This window comes from Kitasatospora sp. NPDC059827 (assembly GCF_042731675.1).
Classification (GTDB): domain Bacteria; phylum Actinomycetota; class Actinomycetes; order Streptomycetales; family Streptomycetaceae; genus Kitasatospora.
This window is the reverse complement of the sequence record NZ_JBHWIV010000029.1, coordinates 1-9,008: the sequence shown is the minus strand read 5'-3', so window position 1 is coordinate 9,008 and position 9,008 is coordinate 1. Positions and strand designations below refer to the sequence as shown.

Annotated in this window: 8 protein-coding genes; 2 read left to right on the top strand and 6 right to left on the bottom strand. The window is 72.8% G+C overall.

What is annotated here, in order from left to right:
• Positions 1–129 precede the first annotated feature (129 nt).
• The 4 genes from ruvX to ACFV8H_RS19770 are packed head-to-tail and all read right to left on the bottom strand — an operon-like array spanning position 130 to position 4,193.
• Positions 130–609 carry a Holliday junction resolvase RuvX gene (gene ruvX, locus ACFV8H_RS19785; RefSeq protein WP_380401424.1) on the bottom strand — a complete coding sequence of 160 codons (480 nt, stop codon included), beginning with the start codon at positions 607–609 and terminating at the stop codon, positions 130–132.
• Entirely contained in the window at positions 609–3,278 is a 2,670-nt protein-coding gene (gene alaS / locus ACFV8H_RS19780; RefSeq protein WP_380401421.1) for an alanine--tRNA ligase, read from the bottom strand. The genes ruvX and alaS overlap by 1 nt, the downstream gene beginning before the upstream one ends.
• A complete protein-coding gene (locus tag ACFV8H_RS19775; protein ID WP_375889983.1) occupies positions 3,278–3,709 on the bottom strand; it encodes a DUF6167 family protein in 432 nt (143 codons plus the stop codon). Before ACFV8H_RS19775 ends, alaS begins: the two co-directional genes overlap by 1 nt.
• A gap of 4 nt (positions 3,710–3,713) precedes the next feature.
• Positions 3,714–4,193 (bottom strand): DUF948 domain-containing protein, encoded by a 480-nt coding sequence (locus ACFV8H_RS19770; protein WP_375889985.1) that lies wholly within the window; start codon positions 4,191–4,193, stop codon positions 3,714–3,716.
• A 218-nt stretch (positions 4,194–4,411) separates the two neighbouring features.
• Between ACFV8H_RS19770 and ACFV8H_RS19765 the strand changes: the two genes are divergently transcribed.
• Entirely contained in the window at positions 4,412–6,631 is a 2,220-nt protein-coding gene (locus tag ACFV8H_RS19765; RefSeq protein WP_380401418.1) for an ATP-binding protein, read from the top strand.
• A 48-nt stretch (positions 6,632–6,679) separates the two neighbouring features.
• Positions 6,680–6,997, top strand: coding sequence for a tetratricopeptide repeat protein (locus ACFV8H_RS19760; RefSeq protein ID WP_375889988.1), 318 nt, complete (start codon positions 6,680–6,682; stop codon positions 6,995–6,997).
• 100 nt (positions 6,998–7,097) lie between these two features.
• Here the strand turns inward: ACFV8H_RS19760 and rpsD are convergent, their stop codons facing one another.
• Both rpsD and ACFV8H_RS19750 read right to left on the bottom strand, forming a co-directional pair.
• Positions 7,098–7,712: a 30S ribosomal protein S4 gene (gene rpsD, locus ACFV8H_RS19755; RefSeq protein ID WP_030240707.1), complete on the bottom strand. Its 615-nt coding sequence runs from the start codon at positions 7,710–7,712 to the stop codon at positions 7,098–7,100.
• Between the two features lie 312 nt (positions 7,713–8,024).
• Positions 8,025–9,008 (bottom strand): replication-associated recombination protein A (locus ACFV8H_RS19750; RefSeq protein ID WP_380401415.1); only part of this gene is annotated, 984 nt, incomplete at its 5' end.

The following is a 9,008-nucleotide window of genomic DNA, read 5'->3' as shown; positions in this document are numbered from 1 at the left end:
ACCATATCCCCCCATCCGTCTTTGGTGGGGTTTGGGGGGGGTTGTTTTTGTTTTAAAACCCCCCCCTATGGGGGGGGGGGGGGGGCGGGGCCCCCCCCCACCCCTCTTCGGGACGTTAGAGCAGGCCGGTCAGCCGGTCGCCTCGACGCTCTCACCGGGCGGGCGTCCGCTCACCCGTTCGGACTCAAGGGCGGTCTGGAGGATCACCACCGCGGCGGCCTGGTCGACCACCGAGCGGCCCTTCTTCGCCTTGACCCCCGAGGCGCGCAGCCCGTGGGTCGCGGTGACGGTCGTCATCCGCTCGTCCACCAGCCGCACCGTCACCGGGTAGACCCGGTTGGCCAGCCGCGAGGCGTAGGCCCGGACCTTCTCCGCGGCCGGACCCTCCCTGCCGCTGAGCGAGCGCGGCAGCCCGACGACCACCTCGATCGCGTCGTACTCCTCGACGATCGCGGCGATCCTGGCCTGCGACTTCGCCCCGGCCGGAACGGTCTCCACCGGTGTGGCGAGCACCCCGTCGGGGTCGCAGGACGCGACCCCGATCCGGGCGTCACCGACGTCGACGGCGATCCGCCGCCCACGCCGGAAGGGCCTCTCCTCCTGCTCCATCAGCTGGCGCGCTCCGCGACCAGGCCGCGCACCGCGGCGATCGCCTCGCCGACCGCGGCCGGGTTGGAGCCGCCACCCTGGGCGACGTCGTCCTTGCCGCCACCGCCGCCGCCGAGGGTCTTGGCGGCGGTGCGGACCAGCTCGCCGGCCTTGATACCGCGGCCGCGGGCGTCCTCGTTGGTGGCGATCACGGTCAGCGGGCGGTCATTGGCCACCGTGAACGCGGCGACCACGGCCGGGCGGGCGCCCAGGCGGCCACGCACGTCCAGGACCAGCTTGCGCAGCTCGTCCGCGCCCACGCCGTCGGCGACCTGCGCGGCGACCACGGCGATGCCGTGCACGTCCTCGGCCGAGTCGGCCAGGCCCGCCGCGGCGGCCAGCACCTTCTCGGCGCGGAAGCGCTCGATCTCCTTCTCGGCGTCCTTGAGCTTGGCGAGCATGCCCGAGATCTTCTCCGGCAGCTCCTCCGGGCGGCCCTTGACCAGCTCGGTGAGCTGGGCCACCACGGTGTGCTCGCGGGCCAGGAACTTGTACGCGTCGACGCCGACCAGCGCCTCGACGCGGCGCACGCCGGAGCCGATCGAGGACTCGCCGAGCAGCTTCACCAGGCCCAGCTGGGCGGTGTTGCCGACGTGGGTGCCGCCGCACAGCTCCTTGGAGAAGTCGCCGATCGAGACGACCCGCACCTCGTCGCCGTACTTCTCGCCGAACATCGCGATGGCGCCGGCCTTGCGGGCCTGGTCCATCGTCATGACCTCGGCGGTGACCTCCAGCTCGCGGCCCAGCACGTCGTTGATCTTCTGCTCGACGTCCACCAGCACGCTGCCCGGAACGGCGGCGGGCGAGCCGAAGTCGAAGCGGAAGCGGCCCGGGGCGTTCTCGGAGCCGGCCTGGGCGGCCGTCGGGCCGAGCGCGTCGCGCAGCGCCTGGTGGGTCAGGTGGGTGGCCGAGTGGGCGCGGGCGATCGCCCGGCGGCGGTCGAGGTCGATCGTGGCGTACGCCGAGGCGCCGAGCACGACCTCGCCGAACAGCACGCCGCCCGAGTGGACGACGACGCCCGGGACGGGCTGCTGCACGTCGCGGATCTCGACGACCGCGCCGGACTCCAGCCGGATCCGGCCGTGGTCGGCGAGCTGGCCGCCGCCCTCGGCGTAGAACGGGGTGCGGTCGAGGATCAGCTCGACCTCGTCGCCCTCGGAGGCGGCCGGCGCCGGGACGCCGTCCACCAGCAGGCCGACGACGGTGGCCTCGCCCTCGGTCAGGCTGTAGCCGGTGAAGACGCTCGCGCCGGACTTGTCGGCGACCTCGCGGTACGCGGCGACGTCGGCGTGGCCCATCTTCTTCGCCTTGGCGTCCGCCTTGGCGCGGTCCCGCTGCTCCTGCATCAGACGGCGGAAGCCGGCCTCGTCGACCTGGAGGCCCTGCTCCTCGGCCATCTCCAGGGTGAGGTCGATCGGGAAGCCGTAGGTGTCGTGCAGCTTGAAGGCCTGGTCGCCGGAGAGCACCACGCCACCGGACTGCTTGGTCTCGGTGACCGCGACGTCCAACAGGTTGGTGCCGGCCTTCAGGGTCTGCAGGAAGGCCGCCTCCTCGCCGATGACGACCGTCTCGATGCGCTTGCGGTCGCTCTCCAGGTCGGGGTACTGCGGCGCCATCGCCTTGATCGCGACGTCGATGAGCTCCTTGGCCACCGGCTCGGTGGCGCCCAGCAGGCGCATGTTGCGGATGGCGCGGCGCAGGATGCGGCGCAGCACGTAGCCGCGGCCCTCGTTGCCGGGGGTGACGCCGTCGCCGACCAGCATCAGCGCGGTGCGGATGTGGTCGGTGACCACGCGCAGCGAGACGTCCGACTTGTGGTCGGCGCCGTAGGTGTGGCCGGTGAGCTCGGCGGCGCGGTCGAGGATCATCCGGCTGGTGTCGATCTCGAAGAGGTTGTCGACGTCCTGCAGGATGGCGGCGAGGCGCTCCAGGCCGAGACCGGTGTCGATGTTCTTGCTCGGCAGGTCGCCGAGGATCTCGAAGCCGTCCTTGCCGTCGCCGTGGCCGCGCTCGTACTGCATGAAGACCAGGTTCCAGATCTCCAGGTAGCGCTCGCCGTTGACCGCCGGGCCGCCCTCCTCGCCGTACGCGGGGCCGCGGTCGTAGTTGATCTCCGAGCACGGGCCGCACGGGCCGGGGACGCCCATCGACCAGAAGTTGTCCTTCATGCCCAGGCGCTGGATGCGCTCGGAGGGCACGCCGATGACGTCGCGCCAGATCTGCTCGGCCTCGTCGTCGTCCTTGTAGACGGTGATCCAGAGCTTCTCCTTCTCCAGGCCGTAGCCACCGTCCGCGACGGGAGTGGTGAGCAGCTCCCAGGCGAACTTGATGGCTCCTTCCTTGAAGTAGTCACCGAAGGAGAAGTTGCCGCACATCTGGAAGAAGGAGCCGTGCCGGGTGGTCTTCCCGACCTCCTCGATGTCGAGGGTGCGCACGCACTTCTGGACGCTGGTCGCGCGCGAGAACTGCGGCTTGACCTCGCCCAGGAAGTAGGGCTTGAACGGCACCATGCCGGCGTTGACCAGCAGCAGGGTGGGGTCGTCGGCGACCAGGGACGCCGACGGAACGACGGTGTGGCCGCGCTCCTCGAAGAAGCGCAGCCAGCGGCGGCGGATCTCAGCCGACTCCATTAGTGGTCCTTCCGGTTCGTTCCGCCCCGCGGCAGGGCTCGGCGGGGCGTTTCTTCAATGGTCTGTGGGACGGTGCGGCCCCCGCCGTCGGGCAGGGCGCGGGCGGGGGGCAGGGCGGCGGCCGGGCGACCGGGCACCGCCGAGATAGCTCGGTACTGCGGCTCGCCGCGCAGCACCCGGCGGGTGCTCCGGGGCTCCGCCACGGCCGTGCCGTGCAGTCCGAGGTCGTCCTTGAGCTGCTCCTCGCGCTCGGCCATGCCGGAGCGCACGTCCTGGGCGAACTGCCTGGCCCGGTCGCCCAGGTGCAGCGCACCGCGCGCGGCGGTGCCGGAGAGGCTGTCCGGGGTGAGCCGCTGCACGGCGCCGTTGGCCTTGTTCATGGCCCACACCGCGGCGCCGGCGCCGACCGCCATCCAGAAGATCCGTGCCATCCGGTCAGCCCCTCACCGCTCGCCGGACCCGGGAGAACAGGCCGCTCCTGGGCGCGGTCGCGGCGCGCACCTCGGCCCGGATCAGCCGGGCCAGCTCGTCGCGCTCGGCGGGCTGCACCGGCACGCTCGGCAGGGTGCCCTGCTGCTTGGCGACGGCCTTGCGGACGCCGTAGCTGAACGCGGCGACCTTCATGAGCGGTCCGCCCAGCGTGGCGGCCGCGGTGGAGGAGAGCGCCTTGGCGTTGGCGGCGGCGTCCTGGACGTTGGCGGTGATCTCGTCCACCCGGTCCAGCTGCTCGTTGGCGCTGCGCACCGCGGCACCGGCGTCGGCCAGCAGCGGGACGGCTTGTTCGGTGACCGCGGAGACCAGGACGGTGGCTTCCTTCAACACCCGGGAGAGTCGCACCAGCACCACCGCGAGCAGGGTGACCAGGACCGCCCAGAACACGGCGACGAGCAAGCCGGCCAGCTCTCCCACGGACACTTCTGCGCGCTCCCTCGCCTTGCGGTTCCCAACCGAACCCTATCGCGCCCGGGTCCGCTTTCCGGACCGGGTCACGGCCGTGGCCTCGCCCGGATGTGCGAACCGCGCGCGTAACCTACCGTCCGGTCACCTCGTTCAGCCAGGCGGGCCGTCGCCCGTACGGCCCGACGCACGTCCGGACCGCCGCGGTCCGGGCCGGGAACAACGGGGAGCAGCGCTTGGCCGGCGACTGGACAGCACAGCCCGCGGCGTGGCCGCGCGAGTCGGAACCGGGCCGGCTGCCCGCCGAGGTGACGGGCTTCGTCGGGCGCGAGCGGGAACTGGCCGAGCTGGCGGGCCTGCTCGCCGGGGCGCGGCTGGTGACGGTGACCGGGCCCGGCGGGGTGGGCAAGAGCCGGCTCGCGCTGCGGGCGGCGGACCGGGCGGCCGAGGCCTTCCCGGACGGCACCTGGCTGGTGGACGTGGCCCCGGTGCAGGACCCGCTGCTGCTCGGCCACGCCGTGCTGGAGGCGCTGCGGCTGACCGACGGCACCGCCCGGCCACCGTTGGACGTGCTGGGCGAGCATCTGGCGGGGCGCCGCCTGCTGCTGGTGCTGGACGGCTGCGAGCACCTGGTGGAGGCGTGCGCCGAGCTGACCGACGCGCTGCTGCGCGCGCTGCCCGGGCTGCGGGTGCTGGCCACCAGCCGCACCGCGCTGCGGGCCTCGGGCGAGCACCTGCTGACGCTGACCCCGCTGCCGGTCGACCCGCCGCGGGAGCGGCCGGACGCCCCGGCCCCACTGCCGGACGCGGTCCGGCTGTTCGCCGACCGGGCGCGGGCCGTGCTGCCGTCCTTCGCGGTGACGGAGGCGAACGCGGAGGCGGTCGGCCTGCTCTGCCGTCGGCTCGACGGCATCCCGCTGGCCGTGGAGCTGGCCGCCGGACGGCTGCGCGCGCTGTCGGTGGAGCAGATCACGGCCCGGCTGGACGACCGCTTCCGGCTGCTCACCGGCGGCTCCCGGACGGCCCTGCCGAGACACCAGACGCTGCGCACCACGATCGGCTGGAGTCACGAGCTCTGCACAGTGCAGGAACGTTTACTCTGGGCCCGCCTGTCGGTCTTCGCCGGCAGTTTCGACCTGGAGGCCACCGAGTACGTCTGCGCCGGCGAGGGCATCGAGCCCGAGGACGTGCTCGACCTGCTCGACGAACTCGTCGCCAAGTCGGTGGTGCTGCGCGAGGACAGCGCCTTCGGCGTCCGCTTCCGCCTGCTGGACACCCTGCGCGAGTACGGCGGCCACTGGCTGCGCGCCGCCGGCGAGGAGCACCGGCTGCTGCGCCGCCACCGGGACTGGTACCTGGGCGTGGCCACCTGGGGCGAGGTCGAGTGGTTCGGCCCCCGGCAGGCCGAGACCGCCGAGCGCACCCTGCTCGCCCACGCCAACCTGCGCGCCGCGCTGGAGTTCTGCCTCGCCGAGCCCGGCGAGGAGCAGATCGCCCTGCTGCTGGCCGGCACCCTGTGGTTCTACTGGGTCGGCTGCGGCCACCTCGGCGAGGGCCGGCACTGGCTGGACCGCGCGCTCGCCCTGGACCGCGAGCCCACCGAGGTCCGGGCCAAGGCGCTCTGGGTGACCGGCTACATGGCCACCCTCCAGGGCGACCTCGGCGTCGCCCGCCCCGCCCTGGAGGAGTGCCGCCGCCAGGCGCTGGACACCGGCGACGACCGGGCCCTGGCCTACGCCGTCCACCGCCAGGGCTGCGCCGCCCTGATCGGTGACGACCCGGAGCGCGCCGCCGAGCTGTTCGAGGAGGCGCTCTGGCACTACCGGACCATCGGCGAGCTCAACAGCAACGTGCTGATGGCGATGGTCGAGCTGGGCCTCGCCTACCTGTTCCAGGGCGATCCGGACAGCGCCGAGCTCTGGTTCGGCCAGGCCCGCGAGGTGTGCGAGGAGCACGGCGAGCAGTGGGCGTACGGCTACGTGCTGTACGCGATGGCGTACTCGCACTACCTGGACGGCGCCGTCCAGCCGGCCCGCGTGCTGGCCCGCGAGTGCGTCCGGCTGAACCACCGCTTCCACGACCTGCTCGGCATCGTGCTGGGGATCGACCTGCTGGCACTGCTGGAGACCGAGCCGCCCTCGCCGGGCGAGCCGGCCGCCCTGTGCGAGGCCCGGGTGCTGCAGGGCGCCGCGCACCGGATCTGGCGTGCGGTCGGCAACCCCTTCCTGGGGTCCCGCTCCTTCTTCGGCACCCACCAGGAGTGCGCCGAGCGCGCCCGGGCCGGGCTCACCGAGCAGGAGTACGAGGACTGCTACCTGGTGGGCGGGCGGCTGGATCTGGACGCCGCGGTCGGCCGGGCGCTCGGCGACGGGGACGCGCCGGGCGGCCCGGAACCCGGCCCCGGGCCCTGTTCGGTGCCGCCCGCGCCGGCCCCGGCGCCGGTGCGGAATAGCTGAAGCTTGCGGATTGCTTGAGGAGGCAAGGATCCACCCGGAAGGAGCACCATGGCCGTCCACGACGAGTACCGCCTCGCGAACTTCTACTTCGAGTCCAAGGCGTACAGCGACGCCGCCCGCATGCTGGAAGGCGTGCTGGCCGAGGAGCCGGCCAACCTCTCGGTCCGGCTGCTGCTGGCCCGCAGCTACTTCCACTCCGCCCAGCTCGGCCGCGCCGAGGCCGAACTGCGCCGGATCCTCGACCTCGACCCGGCCGAGGACTACGCCCGGCTGATGCTCGGCCGCACCCTGGAGCGCCAGGGCCGCGGCGAGGAGGCCCGCCCGCACCTGCGGCTGGCCGCCGCGATGACCGGCGCGGAGCTGTAGCCGGAGGGCCGACCGGCACCGGAAAAGGGACGAGCCCCCGCCGCCTCGAAAGGCGACGGGGGCTCGCTGCCGGTTCGGCGATGTGCGAACCGAGCGCGGGTCAGCGCGAGTAGTACTCGACGACCAGCTGCTCGTCACAGATCACCGGGACCTCCTTGCGCTGCGGCGCACGGTCCAGGCGGAAGGCCAGGGCCTTCAGGTTGACCTCGAGGTACTTCGGGGTCTGGCCCTCACCCGCGTAGCCACCCTCACGGGCGACCTGGAAGGGGACCTTCTCCTTGGAGCGCTCGCGGACGGTGACCACGAAGCCCGGCTTCATCTGGAACGACGGCTTGTTGACCTTGCCGCCGTTGACCTCGATGTGGCCGTGGACGACCATCTGGCGGGCCTGGTAGATGGTGCGGGCGATGCCCGAACGCAGGACCAGGGAGTCCAGACGGGTCTCCAGGTCGGCGACGAGCGCCTCACCGGTCTTGCCCTCGGCCTTCTTCGCGCGGTCGAACGCGCGGGCCATCTGCTTCTCGCTCAGGTCGTACTGGGCGCGCAGACGCTGCTTCTCGAGCAGACGGACCTTGTAGTCCGAGTTCTGCTTGCGACCACGGCCGTGCTGGCCGGGCGGGTACGGGCGGGCCTCGAAGTACTTGACGGACTTCGGGGTCAGCGGCACGCCGAGCGCACGCGCGATCTTGACCTTGGGACGCTTCTGGTTCGCCATGAACCAAACCTTCCTTGCTTACGAATACGGCTTTCACCAGGTGTTGACGGAGGTCGCATGTCGCGACCCGGAGATAACCCCGACGCCTGCGCGAAGGGATCAGCCGCTCTCCGGAGCCGGGCACATGAAGTGCTGGTCACACGAAGGGCCCGGAAGACCGGGCCGTCCGCGACACCGAAACGGTGCGCGACGCTCCTGGTGCGGGCCTCCCGGGGGAGGCCTACGGCCGATGTCCCGCTGGTGCGGCCGGTCGGTGGGGTCTCCCCCGCCGCCGTCCCGGGACTTGGCACTCCGACGAAGTATACCCGTCGATCACTCGCCCTTCGTCCCGGGCTCCTCCTCGGCCTTCCGCTCCGGCTTCGGGGCCTTCGGCTCCGCCTTCTCCACCCGGCGCTCCCCCCGCAGCCGCCCGCGCGTCCAGTCCACGGTGTCCGCGTACCGCACCTCGCCGCCGCGCCGGTTCGGCCGGTAGTACTCCCGGCCGTGCACCGAGTCCGGCGCGTACTGCTGGGTGGCGATGCCCTCCGGCAGGTCGTGCGGGTACTGGTAGCCCTGGCCGTGCCCGAGCTTGCCCGCGCCGCCGTAGTGGGCGTCCCGCAGGTGCGGCGGGACGGCCCCGGCCAACCCCTGCCGCACGTCCGCCAGCGCCGCGTCGATCGCCAGGTAGGCCGAGTTGGACTTGGGCGCCAGCGCCAGCGCGATCGCCGCCTGGGACAGGATGATCCGGGCCTCCGGGAAGCCGATCAGCGCCACCGCCTGGGCCGCCGCCACCGCCGTCTGCAGCGCCGTCGGGTCGGCCAGGCCGACGTCCTCGCTGGCCGAGATCATCAGCCGCCGGGCGATGAACCGCGGGTCCTCCCCCGCCTCGATCATCCGGGCCAGGTAGTGCAGCGTGGCGTCCACGTCGCTGCCGCGGATCGACTTGATCAGCGCGCTGGCCACGTCGTAGTGCTGGTCGCCGTCCTTGTCGTAGCGCACCGCCGCCTGGTTCACGGCGGTCTCGGTGGTGGCCAGCGAGATGCTCGCCTCGCCCTTCTCCAGCGCCGCCCCGGCCGCCGCCTCCAGCGTGGTCAGCGCCCGCCGGGCGTCCCCACCGGCGAGCCGCACCAGGTGGTCCTCGGCCTCCGAGGTCAGCTCCAGCGCGCCCTCCAGGCCGCGCTCGTCCTCCACCGCCCGGCGCAGCAGCGCCCGGATGTCCTCGTCGGTGAGCGACTCCAGGGTGAGCAGCAGCGAACGGGACAGCAGCGGGGAGATCACCGAGAAGTACGGGTTCTCGGTGGTCGCCGCGATCAGGGT